Here is a 22141-nt window from a genome sequence, read left to right as displayed (position 1 = left end):
CTACCTCAGTTTCAGGGTGGCAAGGCCGACCAGTACCAGAATCACGGTGATGATCCAGAAACGGACGATCACGCGTGGCTCGGGCCAGCCCTTGAGTTCAAAGTGGTGGTGAATCGGCGCCATGCGAAATACGCGGCGCCCGGTCAATTTGAAGGAGGCCACCTGGATGACCACCGACAGGGTTTCCATCACGAACACACCGCCCATGATGAACAGCACGATTTCCTGACGCACGATCACCGCGATGGTGCCCAGTGCCGCGCCCAGCGCCAGTGCGCCGACGTCGCCCATGAACACTTGCGCCGGGTAGGTGTTGAACCACAGGAACCCCAGGCCGGCGCCAATCAGCGCGCCGCAGAACACAATCAACTCGCCCGCGCCCGGCACATAGGGAATCAGCAGGTATTCAGCGAATTTCACGTTACCCGACAGGTAGCAGAAGATGCCGAGCGCGCCGCCCACCATCACCGTCGGCATGATCGCCAGGCCGTCGAGGCCGTCGGTCAGGTTCACCGCGTTGCTGGAGCCGACAATCACGAAATAGGTCAGCACCACGAAGCCGATGCCCAGTGGAATGCTGGCGTCCTTGAGCATCGGGATGATCAGGGTGGTTTCCACGGCGCTGGGCGCGGTGGTGTAGAGGAAGATCGCCGCCGCCAGGCCGAATACCGATTGCCAGAAATACTTCCAGCGGCTTGGCAGGCCCTTGGAGTTTTTCTCGATCACTTTACGGTAGTCATCCACCCAGCCGATGGCGCCGAACAGCAGGGTCACCAGCAGCACCACCCACACATAGCGGTTATGCAGGTCCGCCCAGAGCAGGGTGCTGACGCCGATGGACGACAGGATCAACGCACCGCCCATGGTCGGGGTGCCGGACTTGGACAGGTGCGACTGCGGGCCGTCATTGCGAACCGATTGACCAATTTGCAGGTTCTGCAGGGTGCGGATCATCCACGGCCCCAGGAACAGCGACAAACACAGCGCGGTCAGCACACCCAGGATCCCGCGCAGGGTCAGGTACTGAAAGACCGCGAAGCCTTTGTGGAACTGTTGCAGATACTCAGCCAGCAGCAGCAGCATTAATGTTTCTCCGTACTTGAGCCACACAAGGCTGCGACGACGTTTTCCATCACCGCGCTGCGCGATCCCTTGATCAAAATGGTTGTGTGTTTATCGCGCTCGACCGCAGCCAACGCCTGGATCAATTCGGCCTGGGTCGCGAAATGGCGCGCGCCGGGGCCGAAGGCGTCTACCGCGTGAGCCATGTTCGGGCCGACCGCGTAGAGCGCGTCGACTTTACCGGCGGCATAGGCACCGACTTCGCGGTGGCCTTGCTCGGCCCAGTCGCCCAGTTCGCCGATATCGCCGAGTACCAGCACTTTGCGCCCATCAAAGCCTGTGAGCAGGTCCACGGCGGCATTGATGGAAGACGGGTTGGCGTTGTAGGTGTCATCGATCACGCGCATGCCGTTACTGGCCAATTGCGCCACGGTGCGCCCCTTGACCGGCTGCACCGCGCCCAGGCCTGTGGCGATGCCGAACAGCGACACGCCCAGGGCGTAAGCGGCAGCGGCGGCGGCCAGGGCGTTGGCGACGTTATGGTTGCCCAGCAGGTTCAGTTGCACGTGCTCATTGCCTTGCGGGGTATGCAAGGTGAAGGACGGGCAACCCCGTGCATCGACGGTAATGTTGGAGGCGTGGAAATCGGCCGCAGCGTTCAGCACGGCAAACGTCAGTACCTTGCGACCGGCAGCGCGTGCACGCCAGGTCTCGAACGCCTTGTCATCCAGATTCAGTACAGCAGTGCCCGAAGCGTCGAGGCCTTCAAGGATTTCACCCTTGGCTTCGACGATTTTTTCCGGGCCACCGAACTCACCGACGTGGGCGGTGCCGGCGTTATTGATAATTGCGACGTGAGGCTGGGTCAGCGCCACGGTGTAGGCAATCTCGCCGATGCGTGAAGCGCCCAACTCGATCACCGCCGCCGTGTGTTCCGGGGCCAGTTCGAGCAGGGTCAGCGGTGCGCCGAAATCATTGTTCAGGTTGCCACGGGTAGCGAGCACCGGCCCGCGCGTGCGCAGTACACCGGCCAACAGCTCTTTGACGGTGGTCTTGCCACTGGAACCGGTGACGGCGGCAACCGGCTTGTCGAAGGCGGCGCGGTTCAGCGCGCCCAGTTGACCCAGGGCCAGGCGGGTATCGGCGACCAGCAGCTGCGGCAAGGTGGCGTGTGCCACTTCGCGTTGCACCAGGACACCCACGGCGCCTTTGGCGGCGACTTCGTTAAGGTAGTCGTGGCCATCGAAGCGCGGGCCTGCGAGGGCGACGAACAACTGGCCCGGCGTGATGTCGCGGCTGTCGATACTGACGCCGTCGAACGTGCAATCGCTGGACAGCACGCGGGCGGACAACGCCTGGGCCAGTTCGCTGAATGTCATCGCCTTAAGCATGGGCGACCTCCCAGGCAGTCAAGGCGCGATCCGCCTCGACCAGATCGGAAAAGGCATGACGCTCGCCGTTGATTTCCTGGTAATCCTCATGCCCCTTGCCGGCCAGCACGACCACGTCATCCGCGCTGGCGCTGGCGATCAATTGCGCGATGGCGGTGCCGCGACCGGCCACGAAGGTGACGTTGGCGGTGTCTTTGAAGCCTTCGCGGATATCGTCGAAAATCCGCCCCGGGTCTTCGCTGCGCGGGTTGTCGTCGGTCACCAGCACGCCATCAGCCAGGCGCTCGACAATCTCGGCCATCAACGGACGCTTGCCGCGATCGCGGTCGCCGCCGCAGCCGAACAGGCACAACAGCTTGCCCCTGGCATGGGGGCGCAGCGCCAGCAGGACTTTTTCCAGGGCGTCAGGGGTGTGGGCGTAGTCGACCACCACCAGCGGTTGTGTGCCGCCACCCAGGCGCTGCATGCGACCGGCCGGGCCTTCCAGCTTCGGCAACACCTTGAGGATTTCGTCGAGGGCGTAATCCAGGCCGAGCAGCGCGCCGATAGCGGCGAGCACGTTGCTCAGGTTGAAGCGACCGAGCAAGGTGCTGCGCAAATGGTGTTCGCCCTGAGGCGTAACCAACGTAGCGCGCACGCCTTCGTCATTGAATTGGGCCTCACGGCAATACAGGTAGGCGCTGGAATCCTCCAGGCTGTAGCTGATCAGGCGCGCTTCGCTGTCCTGGGCAGCCAGCTGGCGGCCAAACGCGTCGTCGAGGTTGACCACCCGGCATTTCAGATCATTCCAGGCGAACAGCTTGGCCTTGGCGGCGGCGTATGCCTCCATGGTGCCGTGGTAGTCCAGATGATCCCGCGACAGGTTGGTCATCACGGCCACATCAAACGCCAACGCCGTCACGCGGCCCTGGTCCAGGCCATGGGACGAGACTTCCATGGCAACCGCCCTGGCACCGGCCTTTTTCAGGTCGGCCAGGGTCGCCTGCACGGCAATCGGGTTCGGCGTGGTGTGCAGGCCGCTTTGCAACGCGCCATAAAAGCCGGTGCCCAGGGTACCGACGATGCCGCAATGCTGGCCCAGCAGGTCCAGCGCCTGGGCGACCAGCTGAGTCACGCTGGTCTTGCCGTTGGTGCCGGTCACGCCGACCAGGTTGAGGTGGCGGCTCGGCTCGCCATAGAAGCGCCCGGCAATGTCGGACAGCTGGGCGGCCAGGTTCTTCACCGGAATCAACGGCACATCGGTGATTGGCAGCACGGTGGCGCCATCCACTTCATAGGCCACGGCGGCAGCGCCACGCTGCAGCGCATCGGCGATATGCGCACGGCCATCGAATTTGCCACCGGGCACCGCCAGGAACAAGTCACCGGCGCGTACCGTGCGGCTGTCCAGGCTCAACTCGCGGATCAACAGATCGCGGCCGGCGTGGGCAAAAATCTTGTTCAGGCTAAGAGACATCAGCCGCGCCCTCCATTGGCTTTTACAGCGGCTACCGGCGGTGCGGCGTTCGCTTGCTGGGTCGGCGGCAGATTGTCCGGCGTGATGTTCATCAGGCGCAGGGTGCCGGACATGACTTTGCTGAACACCGGCGCCGAGACCAGGCCACCGAAGTAACCGGCCTTGCTCGGCTCATCGATCACCACGACGATGGCGTAGCGTGGGTCGCTCATCGGGCCGAAACCGGCGAACAGCGAGCGATAGGAGTTTTCCGCATAGCCCTTGGTACCGACCGAGGTTTTACGTGCGGTACCGGACTTGCCGGCCACGTGATAAGCCGGCACCTGGGCGCGGAATACACCACGCGGCGCCTCGATCACTTGTTGCAGCATGCCTTGCATGGTCTTGGCGACTTTTTCCGGGATCACCTGGGTGGCTTTCGGCGCTTCGTCGACATGGATCAGGCTCAGCGGAACCATGCGGCCGTTATTGGCCAATACAGAGAAAGCATGGGCCAGCTGGATCGCGGTCACCGACAGGCCGTAGCCGTAGGACAGCGTGGCGGTCTCGGCTTTTTTCCAGTCACGGTAGTTCGGCAGGTTGCCTACGCGCTCACCGGGGAAGTCGAGCCCGGTGGGTTGACCCAGGCCGATTTTCTGCGCCAGGTGGTAGATGGTCTCGCCGCCGATATCAAAGGCGACCTTGCTCATGCCCACGTTACTGGAGTTGATCAGGATGCCGGTCAGGTCCAGCACCGGGCCCTCGGTACGGGACACGTCACGAATGGTGTATTTGCCCAACTGCAACGTACCTGGATACACCTCGACCTTGTCGCTGGGCTTCCAGCGTCCGGTTTCCAGGGCGGCGCTCATGGAGATGGCTTTCATGGTCGAACCCGGCTCGAACACGTCGATCATGGCGCGGTTGCGCATCATCGCCGGTTGCAGGTTGCGACGGTTGTTCGGGTTGTACGTCGGTTGGTTGACCATGGCGAGGATCTCGCCAGTCTTCACGTCCATGATCACCAGGCTGCCGGCTTTTGCGCCGTTCTCGATGATCGCGTTACGCAGTTCACGGTTGGCCAGGTACTGCAGGCGCAAGTCAATCGACAACGCCAAGGGCTTGCCGGCCTTGGCGTTCTTGGTGACCTGTACATCCTTGATCAGTCTGCCGCGCCGATCCTTGATGACCTGGCGCTTGCCCGGAACCCCGGCCAGCCATTCGTCGTAGGCCAACTCGACCCCTTCGCGGCCATGGTCATCGATATCGGTAAAACCGACCATGTGCGCAGTGGTTTCCCCGGCCGGGTAGAAACGACGAAATTCCTCGATGCCATAGACACCGGGGATTTTAAGGTCGAGCACTTGCTGACCCTGCTCAGGGGTGAGCCCGCGAACCAGGTAGATGAATTCTTTATTGGCCTGGGCTTCCAGGCGCTCGGTCAGGGCCTTGCGATCCTGCCCCAGGGCAGCGGCGAGTTCGGGCCACTTTTCCTTGGCCACCTGCAATTCCTTGGCGTTGGCCCACAGGGTGGTCACCGGCGTACTCACGGCCAGGGGCTCGCCGTTACGGTCGGTGATCAGGCCGCGGTGCGCTGGAATCGGAATATGTCGCAGGCTACGGGCGTCGCCCTGGCCGATCAGGAAGTCACGGTCGACCACCTGCAGGTCGAAGATCCGCCAGACGATCGCGCCTACCATCAACGCCAGCAAGCCGAGCATCAGACGGAAGCGCCATGGGTAGAGTGCGCCCTCGAGCTTCATCATGGCGCCACCATGCGAACGTCGGCAGCGCCCGGAATGTGCATTTTCAGTTGTTCGGTGGCCAGCACTTCGATACGGCTATGGGCCGTCCAGGTGCTCTGCTCCAGGATCAGCCGACCCCATTCCGCCTGCGCCTTGTCGCGCACGCTCAATTCCCCGTAGAGGGTATTGAGCAACTGACGGTTCCAATGCGCGCTGTAGGACACCGCAATCGCGGACACCAGCACGCCGACAAACAGCAGCAACATAAAGAAGCTGCCGCCCGGCAGGGGTTTGGCGAAAAGCTTGCTCACCGCAACTTCTCCGCGACGCGCATGACGGCGCTACGGGAACGTGGGTTGGCCTTGAGTTCGGCTTCGGAGGCGAACTGCGCTTTGCCATGGATTTTGATTTTCGGCACAAAGGCTTCGAAACGCACCGGCAGGTTGCGCGGCAGGTTGTCCGATTCGCCCTTGACCAAGCGCCGCATGAACAGTTTGACGATGCGGTCTTCCAGGGAATGGAAACTGATCACCACCAGGCGACCGCCCACTTCCAGCGCCTCGAGGGCAGCCTCGAGGCCGGCCTCCAGATCGCCCAATTCGTTGTTGACGTGAATGCGCAAGCCCTGGAACGCACGGGTCGCCGGGTTCTTGCCCTTCTCCCAGGCCGGGTTGGCGACCTTGAGCACTTCGGCCAGGTCGGCGGTGCGTTCGAACGGCTGGATCTCGCGGCGCTCGACCACGGCGCGAGCCATGCGGCCGGCGAAGCGCTCTTCACCGTATTCCTTGAACACCCGGGCGATTTCTTCGACTGGCGCGGTGGCGATGAACTGCGCGGCGCTGACGCCACGCGTCGGGTCCATGCGCATGTCGAGGGGGCCGTCGTTCATGAAGCTGAAGCCGCGCTCCGGGTCATCGAGCTGCGGCGAGGACACGCCCAGGTCGAGCAGAACCCCGGCCACCTTGCCCGCCATGCCGCGCTCGGCGACTTCAGCGCCAAGCTCGGCAAAGCTGCGCTGCACAACGACAAAGCGGCCGTCTTCGGCCGCTAGCGCTTGCCCGGTGGCAATCGCTTGAGGGTCTTTGTCGAACCCGAGGAGTTTACCGTTGGGCCCGAGCTGGCTGAGTATCAACCGACTGTGCCCGCCCCTGCCGAAGGTGCCGTCCAGATAGCAGCCATCCGCGCGTACGGCGAGAGCCTCAACGGCTTCGTCAAGCAGTACGGTGATGTGGTTAAAGCCGCTATCAATAGTCACAGGATCAAATCACGCAGTTCATCAGGCATGGCGCCCGGTTGTTGAATAGCAGCCAGGTCAGCTGCAGAAACAGCATCCCAGGCATCTTCGTCCCACAATTGGAACTTGTTCAGTTGGCCTACCAACATCGCGCGCTTGTCGAGCCTGGCGTATTCGCGCAACCGCGGAGGCACCAGGAAACGACCGCTGCCATCGAGTTCAAGGTCGACGGCATTACCGATCAGCAAACGCTGCAGGCGGCGGTTTTCTTCACGCAATGAAGGGAGCGCGCGCAACTTGGTTTCGATCAACTCCCACTCATCGAGGGGGTAAACACATAAACAAGGGTCAACAGCGTCAATCGTGATGATTAACTGCCCTGAACTTCGCGAAATGAGCTCGTCACGATACCGGCTCGGCATGGCGAGACGGCCTTTTGCATCGAGACTGATAGCGTTAGCTCCGCGAAACACAGATGCGTTTCTCCAAATTTTAGCGTTTTACGTTCAAAAAACCCACTTTGTGCCACTTTCCGCCACTTGCGCACACTATAGGAATGCGCCCACCACACCGTCAAGGCGCGGATAGAAGGAAAAGCCTTACAGAACGGAGATTTACGAGCGTAAAGAGAGGAGAAACCCGACTTCAGCGTTGTTTTTGACTCAACAAGCGCAAAGAACTCAAAGAGCTGAGGCTCAAAGTTAAAGTAATTTATTAAGAGTAAGATTTTTTTGGTATTACGAAGACGCATCTGCCAATGATTTGGCAGGGAGGGATTCTTGCGTTACTACCGGTTTCTGCCCGAGATTCGGACGGAAGGAAAAAGGTGGAGAGTCGATCTGTAAGCCGGGTTCTGTCTTGAACAGTCATTCGTCTACGATGGCCATCACTGGACATCTTTAGCAACCTACCCGGTCCCAGCGCGGGCCACGCCTTGGGACCCTATTTGGTCTTGCTCCAAGTGGGGTTTACCTAGCCACGAACTGTTGCCAGTCGCGCGGTGCGCTCTTACCGCACCTTTTCACCCTTACCGGCACCGAAGTGCTTAGGCGGTTATTTTCTGTGGCACTTTCCGTAGGCTCACGCCTCCCAGGCATTACCTGGCACTTCGCCCTATGGAGCCCGGACTTTCCTCCCCCCCCTAATTTTCATAGAAGGCAGCGACTGTCCAATCGACTCTCCGCCGCGCAGGTTAACGGCACGACGGCTTCAGGACAAGTATTAAAAGTGCAGCATTGCCATCACGTTCGGACGAAACACCGGCCCGCCCCCGGAACTATTCGGCTTTCTGTTTATCGAGCGCGGCTTGATACAACACATTCTTGCGCACCCCGGTAATTTCCGCCGCCAGGGCAGCGGCGCGCTTGAGCGGCATTTCCTTTAACAGCAAATCGAGAATGCGCATGGCCTCGCTACCGACCGCGTCCTCACTCTCGGGAGCCGTCCAGCCGGCCACCAGCACGACGCACTCGCCACGCTGCTGATTGCTGTCACCCTCGACAAACCCGCGCAGCTCTTCCAGGGGCAGGCCCTTGAGGGTCTCGAAGGTCTTGGTCAACTCACGCGCCAGCAGCGCCAGACGCTCGCCGCCGAACACCAGTTCCATATCCTGCAGGCATTCCAGGATGCGGTGCGGGGCTTCGTAGAAAATCAGGGTGCGCGGCTCTTCCTTCAACGCCTGGAGACGGGCGCGACGCCCCACGGTCTTGGCGGGCAGGAAGCCTTCGAAGATAAAACGGTCCGACGGCAAGCCGGCTGCAGATAATGCGGCAATCAGCGCGCACGCTCCCGGAACAGGCACTACATTGATACCTGCGGCGCGCGCCTGGCGGACCAGATGGTACCCGGGGTCGGAAATCAGCGGCGTGCCCGCATCGGAGATCAGCGCAACATCATCACCCGCCAGCAAACGGGTGATAAAACGGCTGCCCTCCTCGCGCTCGTTGTGTTCATGGCACGCCGCCAGTGGCGTGCTGATACCAAAATGCTGCATCAACCGTTGGGAGTGCCGCGTGTCTTCCGCCGCGATCAATTTGACGTCGCGCAACACCTTCAATGCCCGGGCACTGATGTCGTCCAGGTTGCCAATCGGCGTCGCCACCACAAAAAGCGAGCCTGCAGTGGAATTCAAAGGACCTGGAGCAGTCAAAACGCACACCTCGATGATTGGCAAAAGCCACATTGTAGCGCGTCGACGCGCTGAAAATATGCCGTCACGGCGGATGTCGTTTCAGCCACTGTTAGCAACCGGCAACAATTGCACGACCTAAATCCACGGTTTCACGCCACGAACATCGCGCCTGAGCCAGTGCTTGGGTACACTTCCACGCTAATTTGTTCGGTATCAGGAACACTTACATGATCGCTTGCCTGCGGCTGCTCTCCGCCCTCTGCCTCGCTGCCTTGCTGGCCGCTTGCGCCAGCTCGCCCTCGTCGAGTCTTGGCGACCTTCCACGCACCCCGGATGCCAGTATCGAGCAATTGCTTGAACAGGCCACGGCCGCCAGCACACCGGAAAAGGCCGCATTGCTGCGCCTGAGTGCGGCTGACCTGGCCTACCGGCAGAACAATGCTGGCCGTTCCTCGCAGATCCTGGCCCAGGTGCCCCTGAATGTACTGAAGCCGGCCGGGCAGATATTTGCCAGCACCCTGGCAGCGGAACTGGCGATGACCCGCAACCAGCCCAAGGCTGCCTTGACGGCGCTGGACCATCCCAGCCTGCAAAGCCTGAAGGAGCTGCCGGCCGATCAGCAGGTCCGCACCGGCACCGTGCATGCCCGCGCCTATGAAGCCGACGGCCAGACCCTGGCTGCGGCGCGCGAGCGTGTCGCCATGGCACCTCTGCTCAGCGGCGATGCTGCCAACAACAACCACGAAGCGATCTGGGCGTTGATTGCCGCACTGCCGTCCGAGCAGTTGCAAGCGACCGGCAACCCGACGCTGGACGGCTGGATCACCCTGGCCCAGGCGGTCAAGGGCGCCGGCACACTGGAGCAACAGCAAACCGCCATCGACACCTGGCGTGCGCGCAACCCGGGCCATCCGGCGGCTGTGCAATTGCCGACGCCGCTGACCAAACTCAAGGAACTGGCCAGCCAGCCGCTCAACAAGATCGCCCTGCTGCTGCCGCAGGAAGGCGCCCTGGCGGCAGTCGGCAAGGCGTTGCGTGAAGGCTTCATGGCCGCGCACTACCAGGCCGAACAGGCCGGGCAGAAACCGCCCGTGATTGAGTTTTACGACAGCTCGCGCCTGACCTCCATCGACGACTTCTACGCCAAGGCCCAGGCCGCCGGCGTGCAACTGGTGGTCGGCCCGCTGGAAAAGCCGCTGGTCAAACAGCTCAGTGCTCGCCCGCAACTCCCCATCACCACCCTGGCGCTGAACTACAGCGAAACCGATCAAGGCCCGGCGCAACTGTTCCAGTTCGGCCTGGCCGCTGAAGACGAAGCCCGTGAAGTGTCGCGCCGCGCCCGTGCCGACGGCCTGCACCGCGCCGCCGCCATGGTGCCCCGTGGCGAATGGGGCGAGCGTGTGTACAAAGCGTTCCGTCAGGATTGGGAAGCCAACGGCGGCACCGTCATGGGCGTCGAGTACGTCGATCAGCCGGTGGCACTGGCCCAGCAGATCGCCGACCTGTTCCAGCTGCGCAAGAGCGAAGGCCGCGCCAAGAGCCTGCAAAGCACCGTCGGTACTGACGTTGCCGCCCAGCCGTCGCGTCGCCAGGACATCGAGTTCATCTTCCTGGCCGTGACCCCGCAACTGGCCCAGCAGATCAAGCCGACCCTGAACTTCCAATACGCCGGTGATGTGCCTGTCTACGCGACTTCCCACGTATTCAGCGCCAGCGGCGACCGCAACCAGTACCTGGACATGACCAACGTGATGTTCTGCGAAACCCCTTGGCTGCTCAACACCACCGACCCGCTGCGCAACCAGGTTGCCGCACAATGGCCGCAAGCCAATGGCAGCCTGGGCCGCCTCTACGCGATGGGCGTCGATGCCTATCGCCTGGCGCCACGCCTGGGCCAGCTCAAGGCGCTGCCGGACACCCGGGTCGACGGTCTCTCCGGTAACCTGGGCATCGGCGCCAACCAGCGCGTTGACCGCCAGATGCCTTGGGCGAAGTTTGTCGGCGGCGAAATCCAGCGCCTGCCGGACACCCCGCGCTGATGCCCGAGCGGTCCAGCGCACAAAGCGGCAAGGATGCCGAACACCACGCATTGAGCTACCTGCAACAACAGGGTCTGCGCCTTCTGGCGCAGAACTGGTTATGTAAACGCGGTGAGCTTGATCTGGTCATGCTTGACGGCGATACAGTAGTATTCGTCGAAGTCCGCTACAGAAAACACGCACAATGGGGTGGCGCGCTCGCCAGTATCGATGGGCGCAAGCGTCAGAAGCTGATACTCGCCGCGCAGTTTTTCCTGTTAAAAGAGCATCGCTGGGCCAATTCCCCCTGCCGTTTCGATGTGGTTGCCATAGAAAGCACACCGTCGGGCCCTGCTGATCTGAACTGGCTCAAAGATGCCTTCGACAGCTGACTCACCCGGCACCTTCACCACACACTTTTGCTCTTTGCTTTGCGGGCTGCACATTTCCGTGTCAAACAGCCGCGCTAATTAAGGTCACACAGATGGACATGCAATCCCGAATTCGCCAGCTTTTCCAGGCCAGCATCGACACCAAGCAACAGGCGATGGACGTACTTGCACCGCACATCGAGCAAGCCAGTCAGGTCATGGTCAATGCCTTGCTCAACGAAGGCAAAATGCTTTCGTGCGGTAACGGCGGCTCGGCCGGTGACGCCCAGCATTTTTCCTCCGAGCTGCTCAACCGCTTCGAGCGCGAGCGCCCGAGCCTGCCGGCGATCGCCCTGACCACCGACACGTCGACGATTACCTCAATCGCCAACGACTACAGCTACAACGAAATCTTCTCCAAACAGATCCGCGCCCTCGGTCAGCCGGGCGATGTGTTGCTGGCGATTTCCACCAGCGGCAACTCGGCGAACATCATTCAAGCGATCCAGGCCGCACATGATCGCGAAATGATTGTCGTAGCCTTGACCGGGCGCGACGGCGGTGGCATGGCCTCATTGCTGCTGCCTGAGGACGTGGAGATTCGCGTCCCGGCCAATGTCACTGCACGCATTCAAGAAGTCCACCTGCTGGCGATCCACTGCCTGTGCGATCTGATCGACAGCCAACTGTTCGGGAGTGAAGAATGACCGTTAACCGCCTTAGCCTTTTGGCCATCACGCTGTGCCTCGCCATCAGCGGTTGCAGCACGGCAATCACCGCAACACGGGACACCCCCATCCAGGACGACCGGGGCACACGCACCTTCGGCAGCACCATCGATGACTCGCTGATCGAAACCAAGGTCAAGGTCAACGTCGCCAAAGCGGCTACGGACCTGGGTAATGGCGCATCGCGCATCGTCGTGACCAGCTTCAACGGCGTCGTGCTGCTGGCCGGTCAGACGCCGCGCGAAGAGCTCAAGGCCCAGGCCGAACAGGCTGCCTCGACGGTGCAGCGGGTCAAGAAGGTGCACAACGAACTGCAGGTCATGGACCCGATCACCCTGCTGGCGATCAGCAACGATGCGTTGCTGACCACCAAGATCAAGGCGCAGATGCTTACCGACAGCGCCGTACCGGGCTCGCGTATCAAGATCGTCACCGACAACGGCATCGTCTACATGATGGGCCTGCTGACCCAGGCTGAAGCCACTCGCGCGGCCAACCTGGTACAGGGCGTGTCGGGTGTGCAGAAAATCGTGAAGGTGTTCGAATACATCGACTGATGTAACCGTCAGCCATGAAAAAGGGCGCCGTGCATTGACTGCACGGCGCCCTTTTTTGTATCGGTTGTTTACTGGTATTGCGAGTACGGGTTGCCCTGGAACTGGTTGTTCTGCTGCGGCGCCTGTTGCTGGGCGCCCGGCTGGCCGTACTGCTGGCCCGGGATCGGACCAAGGTTCACTTCTACACGACGGTTCTGGGCACGACCATTGACGTCGGCGTTACTGGCAATCGGATTATCCGGGCCGGCACCGCGTGCGCTCAGGTTGGCGGCACTGACGCCCTGGGACGTCAGATAATTGGCCACGCTCTGCGCACGGCGCTGGGACAGGTCCATGTTCAACTGGCGACTGCCGGTGCTGTCGGTGTAGCCGACGATCTGGATGGTGTTCTGGTTGAACTGCTTGAGGGAGTTGGCCAGGTTGTTCAGCGGCTGGTAGAAGCTGCTGGCGATAGCGTCGGAGTTGGTGGCGAAGGTGATATTGCCGGGCATGATCAACTTGATCTGGTCACCCTGGCGTTGCACTTCAACGCCGGTGTTGGCCATGCTTTCGCGCAGTTTTTTCTCTTGCTGGTCGGCGTAGTAGCCATAGCCGGCAGCGCCGGCACCGGCGACCACTGCGCCAATCAGCGCGCCCTTGCCACGGTGGTTATGGTCGATGGCCGCACCGGCCAATGCCCCGGCCAGCGCGCCGAGGCCGCCGTACTTGGCGGTCTTGCTCATGCCGCTCTCGGAACCATTGCCGGCCTGTCCCTGGCTGCCATCATAAGGATTAGGTGAAGCGCAGCCGGATAAAAGGGCTACGGCGGTAGCAACAACAAGCAGACGACGCGGAGTGAACATGAAGGAAGCTCCTACTTTTGCATTCGGTGATGCAGAGGACGTGGGCAACGGGCCTGTGCCGGGTTTGGAACACGACAAGCGGTAAAAATTCCGTGAGCGAGACGCAAACCGGAGCCAGGCCATGAATCATTCAGGTTCGGGAGGTACGTGCTCCCGACAGCGGTGGATCATTCAATTCAACGCTGCACAATGCGCGGCGCCATCAGCCCAGCAGCCCCATCGACTTGGCCCGCGCCACCGCCTGGGTACGGCGTTCCACGCCGAGCTTGCTGTTGATATGGCTGGCGTGGGTTTTCACGGTGTGCAGGGAAATGAACAGCTGGTTGCTGATCTCCTGATTTGAACAGCCCTGGGCGATCAGTTGCAGTACCGCCAGCTCCCGTGTGCTCAGGGTTTCATGGTGAGGGGAGATCTCAACGGCGGCGATTGCCGGTAGCAGTGCCAGCAACGCCTGGTTCAGCACGTTATGTGGATGCTTGCCCAACTGCTCGCGCATCCACTGCGGGTATTGCTCCAGCAACCGCTGGAACGGTTGCAGTGCGCCCCCCGTACCGGCCTCGAGGGCGCGAGCCAGCACCAACCCGGCCCTGGCTTGCTGACCACACGCCAGCAACAAATGCGCCTGCTGGGCCAGGGCGATCAGGGCGATTATCTGGCGACCGCTATTGAGCGCCTGTTGCGCCAAGTCCTCAAGCCGTTGCAGCGCCTTGTCGGGCTGTTGGCGAATGGCATCCAGCGCGGCCTGTTGCAGCTCCACATGTTGCGGCAAGTGCGGGTGAAACTCCGGTGCGGCGGCGGCCTGCTCACCGGTGTAGGTCTGTCCCAGCCGGGCCAGCCAGGCCTCGGCCAGGTCGGTACGGCCCTGGGCCAGCCACAGCTCGCATTTGATCAGGGTGATCATCGCCAGGTAGTAGATCGGCGGCACGTCCCAGATGTGCATCAGGCGTTCAGCCTCGGCCAGTTCGGCAAAAGCCGTGGAAAAATCGCCACGCCGGCCTTCGAAGCTGGCGATCACACAATGCCCGATCAGCACGCTGATATCCCGGCAGGCGCGGGCTTCAGTCAGGCCGGCGCGCAACCGCGCTAGGCCGGCTTCGGGCTGGTAACGCAGCAGCAACAGGAAACCTTCATAGAGCGACAATCGCGCGCGCACGGCATACAGCCGCTGAGCCGCCAGCCCGTGCAGGCGCTGCAGGCCCTGGCGCACTTCGTCCAGGGCACGCAGGACCTCGCCGCGCGCCTGCAGCACCCGGGCGCGGTCGTAATGGGCCAGGGCTTCAAACAGCGGGTTACCGACACGCTGCGCCAATTCCAGGGACTCACGATTCAGGCCACGGGCACGCCACAGATCGGCATCGACGATCGCCAGGTTGGACAAGGTCGACAGGCACATCAGGCGCTGGCCATAACGCTTGTGCGGCAGACTCTCCAACGCCTCGCTGCAATAGCGCTGGGTCAATTCGCGATCCCCTCGCCCACGGGCGATGATCCCGCTCAGTGCCAGCCATTGGGCCAGCATGGATTTCTGCGCGGTGGCCGACGGCGCCGGCAGGAAGCGGCTGAGGTAGCTGGATAATTCCTGCGCCGCGTCCAACTGGCACGCCAACCCCAGCGCCCAACTGTAGAGCACGATCAAGCGCGGCGTGCTGATCAACAGGCTGTCGGGCAAGTCCATTTTCCAGCGCAGCAACATGCCGATATTCTGTTCCGCCAGCAGTTGTTCCTCGGACAGGTTCTGCACCAGGTTCGCCGCCACATCCAGGTGACCGGCCCGCAGCGCCTGCTCCACCGCCTCATCGATCAAGCCCTGGGCGTTGAACCAGCGACAGGCCCGCAGGTGCAGACTGGCCAGGGGCAAGGTGGCGCTCTTCTCGCGGCGCGCGCGCAGCAGGTCGGAAAACAAATGGTGGTAACGGTACCAGTGGCCCTGTTCATCCAACGGCACCAGAAATACCTGGTGGGCCTGCAGGTAGCGCAGGATTTCCGGACTGTCATGGGCCTCGCGGATCGCGTCGCACAGCTCGCTGCAGAAACGCTCCTGGGACGCGGTGTCGTACAGGAACGCCTGCACCTGCGCAGGCAGGCAGTCGATGACCTCTTCCAGCAGATAATCGCGAATCAGTCCTTCGCCGCCGTTCAGGCCCTGGGGCAAGGCACCGCCGCTGCCGGCTTCGGAGGCCGCCAGCAGCCAGAAGCGCAGGCCGGCGACCCAGCCCTCACTGCGACGGATCAGGTTCTCCAGAGCCTCACCGCGCAGCGAACTGCTGTGCCGGTGCAGCACGGCCAGGGATTCGTCATGGGTCAAGCGCAGGTCCTGCTCATGCAGTTCCAGCAGGTGCCGCGACAGGCGCAGGCGCGCCAGGTGCCAGTCCGGACGCTGGCGGCTGGTGACCAGCATCACCAGGCCATCGGGCAGATGATTGAGGAAAAACTGCAGGCAACGGTCCAGCACCGGCCCCTGGGCCAAATGGTAGTCATCGAGCACCAGCAGCAGCGGCGCGTGGACAGACAAATGCACCGTCAGCTCATCGAGCAGGCCATCGAGCCATTCTTCAAAGGCGAAGGGTTGGTGACGCTGACGCATTTTCAGCAAGCCCAGGGACTGGGCACCCAGTTGCGGGAAATACGCGCGCAAGCCTTCGAGCAGGCGCTCGAGAAAACGGCCAGGGTCGTTGTCCCGTGGGCTCAGGCCCAGCCACAGGTTTTGCCAGTGGGCCGGCAGGCTCTGGCAGAACTCGACCGCCAGGGAACTCTTGCCGAACCCCGCCGGCGCGCTGACCAGCAACAGCCGCCCTTCCAGGCCGGCGCCCAGGCGTTCGCACAGGCGTGGACGCAGCACGTAACCGTCGGGCAACGGCGGCCTGTAGAAACGGCCTTCCAGGCTCGGAATCACCGCGCCGGCAGGCCCCTGGATTCGGGACAGATCAGTCATCGCCGGGCTCTTGTAGAAGGCTGTTGTCGGCATTGCAGATGTCCGCAGACTAGCGGTAAAAGCGGCGGGATTGTAGATCTTTGCAACAAATGTCTGAAAAAGAACTGCGACAAAAAATATCCCTACAGACACACCAAACAAATGTGGGAGGGAGCTTGCTCCCGATGGCGATGGGTCAGTCAATACATGCATCGACTGTCGCGCCGCTATCGGGGGCAAGCCCCCTCCCACATTTGAGGATCAGCGCAGGTTAGCGAACGCCGTCCTGGCGCAGGGCTGCCGGGGTGAAGTCGCTGGTGGTGGCGGTGAAGCCGAAGTCATACGCCTGCTTCTCTTCGTTCTTCATGCCCAGGGCCAGGTAGCGGCCGGACTGCAAGTCGTAGAGGGTTTCCAGGGCATACCACGGCACTTGCTTGTCGTAGTAGTTCTCGGCATGGGCTTCGGCGACGCGCCACAGTTGGCCACGGCCGTCGTAATGGTCGATCACCGCAGCTTGCCAGGTGTCCTCGTCGATGTAGAAGTCACGTTTGGCATAGATGTGGCGCTGACCTTCCTTCAAGGTCGCGACCACATGCCAGACGCGGCGCAGCTCGTAGCGCGTCAGGTCCTGGTTGATGTGGCCGGCCTTGATGATGTCGGCGTATTTCAACTTCGGATCGTCGATCTTGTAGCTGTTGGCGGCGATGTAGATTTCCTTCTTGCCTTCCAGTTTCCAGTCGTAGCGGTCCGGCGCGCCGTTGTACATGTCGAGGTTGTCGGAGGTGCGCAGGCCATCGGCGGCCGTGCCCGGCCCGTCATAGGACACCTGCGGCGCCCGGCGCACGCGGCGTTGCCCGGCGTTGTAGACCCACGCCGAACGCGGTTCCTTGACCTGGTCCAGAGTCTCGTGCACCAGCAGAACACCACCGGCCAGACGCGCCGGCGCGGTGACTTGCTGCTTGAAGTAGAACAGCACATTGCCGGGGTTTTTCGGGTCGAAGTCCTTCATTTTGTCGCGGAACACAAACTGGTCGCGAAAGTACACCAGGCTGTAGGAACCGTTGGTTTGCGGCGTGGCCTGGGTCACCAGGCGGGTGACGCTGCCGCCGCGATAACGGGTGATGTGGTTCCAGATCACCTCGACGCCGCTTTTCGGAATCGGGAACGGCACCGCCGTCTCGAAGTTTTCCAGGCCGTTGCCGCCGGACACCAGGTTGGTCGTGGTGGCGTTTTTCTTGATGGAGGCGAACACGTCAGCCGGCACCGTGGCGCCGCGATGGGTCGGGTACACCGGCATCTTGAAGCTGTCCGGGTAACGCTTGAACATCGCGTACTGCCCGGGGGCCAGTTTGTCTTTGTATTGCTCGACGTTCTGCGCGGTGATGGTGAACTGCGGTTGTTCGCTGGCGTACGGGTTGGCCAGGAAACCCTTGGCATCCACCGCCCCTGCGTTCACCGGCATCGGCGACCATTTGGGGATGGTGCCGGCTGCGTTCCCGGCCATTTCGGCGCCCATCGGGGTCAGGCTGGTGCCCAGCTTGGCTGCTTCATCCGCCGACACCGCCGCCATGACGTTGCTCGCCAGGATCGACAGCCCAAGCACACCCACGTGCAACAGACTTTTAGTTATTTTCATGTTCTGGACTTCCTGAATACATACCACTTGAAAAGAGTGTGCTTAGAAGTTGGCGCCGAAGCTCAGCGCGACAAAGTCGCGGTCATCCACGGTGCTGAACTTGCCACCAAAGAAGTTGGTGTAGGCCAGGCTGGCGGTGTAGGTGTTCTGGTATTCGGCATCCAGGCCCAGGCTGACCGCCTTGCGCCCTTCTTCGAAGTTGCCGCCAGGGCCTGGCGAGTAACCTTTGACGTCATGGGACCAGGCGACGTTGGGCTTGAGGTTGACCCCGGCGAACACGTCCGGGTATTCCCAGATGGCACGGGCGCGGTAGCCCCAGGAGGTTGCGGTGGTGTAGCCGTCGTTGTTGCAGTTGGTGTTCAGGCCGGCAGCGTTGGGCAGGCCGGCACCGGTTGCGGTCGAATTGTTGAGGGCGTTGCAGAACCCACCTGGCAAGCTGCCAGGGCCAAATACCGGGTCGCGGCCATAGCGGGCCTGGGATTTGCTTTCCAGGCCACCCACATGGGTCACGCCGATTTCACCGACGGTGGTCAGGCGGCTGGCGCCCATCACCTGGTCGAAGAAGTGCGTGAAGGTGGTCTGGAACTGGGTCACTTCCTTGCGGTTGTAGCCGTGCAGGTCCTGGCCCGGCGTGCCCTTGAGCACGGACGCATTGCCAAACCCCGGGATCGGCGTAACACCGGCGAACAGAATGTCGGTGGTGCTCAACTGCACCGGCGCATTCGGCCGGTAGCTCAACTCACCGCTCCACGCGGTGCCCGTGGGCAAGGTGGTGGAGAAGCTCAGGCCGTAGAGGCGGATATCTTCCGGGTACTCGACGAAGTAGTTCGAACTGCCCGCCACGATCAGCGGACGCAATGCCCCCAGCGGGCCCAGCGGACGGGTGTAGGCCGCCGATGGCGCGCCCTGTGCGCTGAAGATCGGCGCACGGCTGTGGTAGTTCATGAAGTAGGCGCCGAATTCGGTATCCAGCGGTTCGAAGTTATAGTGCATGGCCACGCCGAACTGGCCGCTGTCGCGGGCATCACGGTCCGGGCCACGGCGCACGAGTACGCCTTCGCTGTTGACGTCCACACCCAGCGCGCCCAGGGTCGGCAGCGCTGCGGCAGGGATGGTCGAGCGCTTGTTGAGTACCCGCAGGTTGTTGCTGCAGCCGTCGGAAATAACGTCCGGCTGCGAGAAGAAGGTGCCGCAGTTGTCGGTGACGGTCTGGTCCCATTCCAATTGGTAAAACGCCTCGGCCGACAGGTTGTCGGTGAGGGTCTGGGACACGTAGAACATGTTGACCGGAATCAAGCCTTCCTTGATCTCGGCCCCCGGACGGCGAAACGCCGAGACGTCGATCGGGTTGATCGAGTTGATACCGCCGCCAATGAAGGTACTTTCGCCCCAGCTCACGACCTGCTTGCCGAAACGCACGGAACCCGGCGCGTCGGCGATCGAGTAGTTGTGGTAGACGAACGCATCGAGGATCTGCCCGCCGGAAGACTTGGCGCCTTCCTTGCGGTTGTTGTCGCTGATGTCCTTGAACGGACGGCTTTCGTCCTTGAGTTCAAAGTCGTACCAGTACTTGCCACGCACAAACACACCGGTGTCGCCGTATTTCAGTTCCAGGTCGTGGATACCTTTGAAGATCTTCGAAAAGGTTTCTCCGCGCTTGAAGTTCAGGTGCCCGTCATCGGAGGTCTGGGACAGGCCCCTGCCGCCGTTATTGGCGCCGATCAGGTCGCGATTGGCCTTGGACGTGCTCCAACTGGCGCCTACCGACAGGGATGAGTCAAAGCTCCCTTCGATTTCGCCAATGTTGAAACTGACGCCGAATGCGGGCCCGGCGAGCGTAGAAGCGAGACTGACGGCCAGGGGCAGACGTGCCCGGCGCCAGAACTGGTTTACTGAGGTCATCGACGCTACTCCATGTGCATTTTATTGTTATGGCAGCGAGCTCTTTCGGAAGATGCATGTAACGGCCGGGATACAACGATTCCAATGCCGAGCGACAACCGGGCCACCTTCACCCGAAGCGCAACATCCGCGAAAAACTCTGGAAGGGACTATAGCCAGCAGGGGGTAGTGCTTGATCCCTCTAAAGTGTGATTTGCATCACCAACCCGTCTGCCCCGACCCTTTCGCCACGCCGACGAAGGTCGACGCGGCAAGGATGGCTGAAATTCCACAAATCACAAGTAAAGGCCTGAGATAGAGCATTGCCGCCCCCGAACGGGGACGGCAAGCGGCGTCACAGGGTCGACAGGAACGTGCTGTTGTTGGCCTGCCATTCGATGATGTCGATACGGATACGTTTTTTGTCGAGCTTGCCGACGCTGGTCTTGGGAATTTCAGTAACAACGGCGATCTGGCTCGGAATCGCCCACTTGCTCAAGTGGCCCAATTCAACGAACGGCTTGAGGTGTTCCTTGAGCTCACGAGCCCCTATCACATGGCCATCACGCAACACCAACAGGGCAAACGGGCGCTCGCCCCACTGCGGGTCGGCCATCCCCACCACCGCTACTTCGCGTACCGCCGGGTGGCGGCTGACCAGGTCTTCCAGGGCCAGGGACGAGACCCACTCGCCACCGGTCTTGATCACATCCTTGATGCGGTCACGGATATCGATCACGCCGAACGCATCCAGAGTGGCGACATCACCGGTGTGCATCCAGCCACCGGCCCACAGCTCGGCGCCCTTTTGCGGCTCGTTGTAATAGCCCTCGGTGAGCCAGGGTGCGCGCAGTACCAGCTCGCCCTGGGATTCGCCATCGGCAGGCAGGAAGTTGCCATCGGTGTCCATGATCGCCGCCTCCACCAGCGGCCCGGGCACACCGGCCTTGATCCGATAGGTGGTACGTTCGTCTTCGCTGCCGGCCATCAGCTCGTCATTGAGATGAGCACAGGACACCAGCGGCCCGGTCTCGGACATGCCGTACGCAGCCGTCAACTGAATGCCACGGGCCTTGGCGGCCTCGTACAGCGAACGGTTGAGGGCGCTGCCGCCGATGACGATTTTCCAACCGCCGAAATCCACGTCCTGGGCGGCCTTGGCATTGAGCACCATTTGCAGGATGGTCGGCACACAATGGGAAAAGGTGACCTTTTCCTTGCGCCATAGCTCCACCAGGTATTCAGGGTCGTAGCGGCCGGGGTAGACCTGCTTCAAACCGAGCATGGTCGCCACGTAAGGCAGGCCCCAGGCATGCACGTGGAACATTGGTGTGATGGGCATGTACACGTCGTTGGTGCCGAGCAAACGCACGCTGTCGACACTGCCCATGATGGTCGCCACGCCGATGGTGTGCAGCACCAGTTGGCGATGGGTGAAATACACGCCCTTGGGGTTGCCGGTGGTGCCGGTGGTGTAGAAGGTGGTGGCCACGGAGTTCTCGTCGAAATCCTCGAAGTGGTACGTCGGGCTCGCCGCCGCCAGCAGGGTTTCGTACTCGCCCACCAGGTTGGGCAGGTCGGCTGTCTTGCTGTCGCCGTCGGTGATCAGCACGGTCTTGTCGACGCTGGTGAGCTGTCCGGCGATCGCCTGGTAAAGCCCCACGAACTCGCTGTTGACCAGCACAAAGCGGTCCTCGGCGTGGTTCATGGTGTAGAGGATCTGTTCCGGCGACAGGCGCACGTTGATGGTGTGGATCACCGCGCCGATCATCGGGATGGCGAACATGCACTCCAGGTAACGATGGCTGTCCCAGTCCATCACCGCCACCGTATCACCGGCCTTGACCCCGGCTTCGGTCAGCACATTGGCCAGGCGCGCGACGCGCTCGATCAGCGTCGGGTAGGTGTAGCGCAGTTTGTCGCGGTAAATGATTTCCCGGGTTTTCTCGTAACGCGCCCCGGACATCAACAGGCGTTTGATCAACAGCGGGTATTGGTAAGCGCCTTCGGCGGGTGGGATAACACGGGTCTGCAACATACGACTCCCTTTTATGACTGCGCGGTCTTGGCGTGAAGACCTGCACTGTAGAGAGGTTATGTTGCAGCTAAATCAGCCAAAGGAATGATTTGCAGGGTCCGGTAAATGCTAGCTTTTAGCCATGATCTTGGACGCATGCCGATCCAATGTGGGAGGGGGCT

General features: G+C 61.8%; 17 protein-coding genes and 1 other RNA gene. 4 read left to right on the top strand and 14 right to left on the bottom strand.

From position 1 onward, the window contains the following. From mraY to rsmI, 9 genes are all read right to left on the bottom strand, one after another. Positions 1-1083, bottom strand: coding sequence for a phospho-N-acetylmuramoyl-pentapeptide-transferase (mraY, locus tag BFQ00_RS13285; protein ID WP_057724619.1), 1083 nt, complete (start codon positions 1081-1083; stop codon positions 1-3). After that, positions 1083-2453 carry a UDP-N-acetylmuramoyl-tripeptide--D-alanyl-D-alanine ligase gene (murF, locus tag BFQ00_RS13280; RefSeq protein ID WP_065933761.1) on the bottom strand — a complete coding sequence of 457 codons (1371 nt, stop codon included), beginning with the start codon at positions 2451-2453 and terminating at the stop codon, positions 1083-1085. Before murF ends, mraY begins: the two co-directional genes overlap by 1 nt. Beyond that, on the bottom strand, positions 2446-3909 hold the full coding sequence (locus BFQ00_RS13275; RefSeq protein ID WP_065933760.1) for a UDP-N-acetylmuramoyl-L-alanyl-D-glutamate--2,6-diaminopimelate ligase: 1464 nt from the start codon (positions 3907-3909) through the stop codon (positions 2446-2448). Before BFQ00_RS13275 ends, murF begins: the two co-directional genes overlap by 8 nt. Further along, on the bottom strand, positions 3909-5651 hold the full coding sequence (locus tag BFQ00_RS13270) for a peptidoglycan D,D-transpeptidase FtsI family protein (protein WP_165386125.1): 1743 nt from the start codon (positions 5649-5651) through the stop codon (positions 3909-3911). Before BFQ00_RS13270 ends, BFQ00_RS13275 begins: the two co-directional genes overlap by 1 nt. Beyond that, positions 5651-5944: a cell division protein FtsL gene (gene ftsL, locus BFQ00_RS13265; protein WP_057724615.1), complete on the bottom strand. Its 294-nt coding sequence runs from the start codon at positions 5942-5944 to the stop codon at positions 5651-5653. Before ftsL ends, BFQ00_RS13270 begins: the two co-directional genes overlap by 1 nt. Further along, on the bottom strand, positions 5941-6888 hold the full coding sequence (gene rsmH / locus BFQ00_RS13260) for a 16S rRNA (cytosine(1402)-N(4))-methyltransferase RsmH (RefSeq protein ID WP_065892620.1): 948 nt from the start codon (positions 6886-6888) through the stop codon (positions 5941-5943). The genes ftsL and rsmH overlap by 4 nt, the downstream gene beginning before the upstream one ends. Further along, positions 6885-7340: a division/cell wall cluster transcriptional repressor MraZ gene (mraZ, locus tag BFQ00_RS13255; protein WP_004371993.1), complete on the bottom strand. Its 456-nt coding sequence runs from the start codon at positions 7338-7340 to the stop codon at positions 6885-6887. Before mraZ ends, rsmH begins: the two co-directional genes overlap by 4 nt. Positions 7341-7693: 353 nt before the next feature. Beyond that, positions 7694-8047, bottom strand: an RNA gene (gene rnpB / locus BFQ00_RS13250) — RNase P RNA component class A. A gap of 96 nt (positions 8048-8143) precedes the next feature. Further along, positions 8144-9049 (bottom strand): 16S rRNA (cytidine(1402)-2'-O)-methyltransferase, encoded by a 906-nt coding sequence (gene rsmI, locus BFQ00_RS13245; RefSeq protein ID WP_170827555.1) that lies wholly within the window; start codon positions 9047-9049, stop codon positions 8144-8146. A 176-nt stretch (positions 9050-9225) separates the two neighbouring features. Here rsmI and BFQ00_RS13240 point away from each other — a divergent pair, with 176 nt between their 5' ends. The 4 genes from BFQ00_RS13240 (at position 9226) to BFQ00_RS13225 (ending at position 12672) form a co-directional block, all read left to right on the top strand. Then, positions 9226-11037: a penicillin-binding protein activator gene (locus BFQ00_RS13240; protein WP_065892621.1), complete on the top strand. Its 1812-nt coding sequence runs from the start codon at positions 9226-9228 to the stop codon at positions 11035-11037. Next, a complete protein-coding gene (locus BFQ00_RS13235; protein WP_065885820.1) occupies positions 11037-11408 on the top strand; it encodes a YraN family protein in 372 nt (123 codons plus the stop codon). The genes BFQ00_RS13240 and BFQ00_RS13235 overlap by 1 nt, the downstream gene beginning before the upstream one ends. 92 nt (positions 11409-11500) lie before the next feature. Next, entirely contained in the window at positions 11501-12094 is a 594-nt protein-coding gene (locus BFQ00_RS13230; RefSeq protein WP_003216190.1) for a phosphoheptose isomerase, read from the top strand. After that, positions 12091-12672 carry a BON domain-containing protein gene (locus BFQ00_RS13225; protein WP_065885819.1) on the top strand — a complete coding sequence of 194 codons (582 nt, stop codon included), beginning with the start codon at positions 12091-12093 and terminating at the stop codon, positions 12670-12672. Before BFQ00_RS13230 ends, BFQ00_RS13225 begins: the two co-directional genes overlap by 4 nt. 68 nt (positions 12673-12740) lie before the next feature. Here BFQ00_RS13225 and BFQ00_RS13220 read toward each other — a convergent pair whose 3' ends face one another. The 5 genes from BFQ00_RS13220 to BFQ00_RS13200 form a co-directional block, all read right to left on the bottom strand. Next, the gene (locus BFQ00_RS13220) at positions 12741-13514 is read right to left on the bottom strand and encodes an OmpA family protein (RefSeq protein WP_065933758.1); all 774 of its coding nucleotides are present in this window, start codon (positions 13512-13514) and stop codon (positions 12741-12743) included. 202 nt (positions 13515-13716) lie between these two features. Further along, entirely contained in the window at positions 13717-16446 is a 2730-nt protein-coding gene (locus tag BFQ00_RS13215) for a LuxR C-terminal-related transcriptional regulator (protein ID WP_065933757.1), read from the bottom strand. A 250-nt stretch (positions 16447-16696) separates the two neighbouring features. Beyond that, on the bottom strand, positions 16697-18061 hold the full coding sequence (locus tag BFQ00_RS13210) for a DUF1329 domain-containing protein (protein WP_065885816.1): 1365 nt from the start codon (positions 18059-18061) through the stop codon (positions 16697-16699). A gap of 42 nt (positions 18062-18103) precedes the next feature. Continuing rightward, positions 18104-19963, bottom strand: a complete 1860-nt coding sequence (locus BFQ00_RS13205) for a DUF1302 domain-containing protein (RefSeq protein WP_065885815.1) — start codon at positions 19961-19963, stop codon at positions 18104-18106. Positions 19964-20297: 334 nt separating this feature from the next. Continuing rightward, on the bottom strand, positions 20298-21980 hold the full coding sequence (locus BFQ00_RS13200; RefSeq protein WP_065933756.1) for a fatty acid--CoA ligase: 1683 nt from the start codon (positions 21978-21980) through the stop codon (positions 20298-20300). Between the last annotated feature and the right edge of the window lie 161 nt (positions 21981-22141).

This window comes from Pseudomonas sp. 28 E 9 (assembly GCF_900004785.1).
Lineage (GTDB): Bacteria > Pseudomonadota > Gammaproteobacteria > Pseudomonadales > Pseudomonadaceae > Aquipseudomonas > Aquipseudomonas orientalis_A.
The sequence above is the reverse complement of the archived record's forward strand: the minus strand, read 5'-3'. Positions and strand labels throughout refer to the sequence as shown.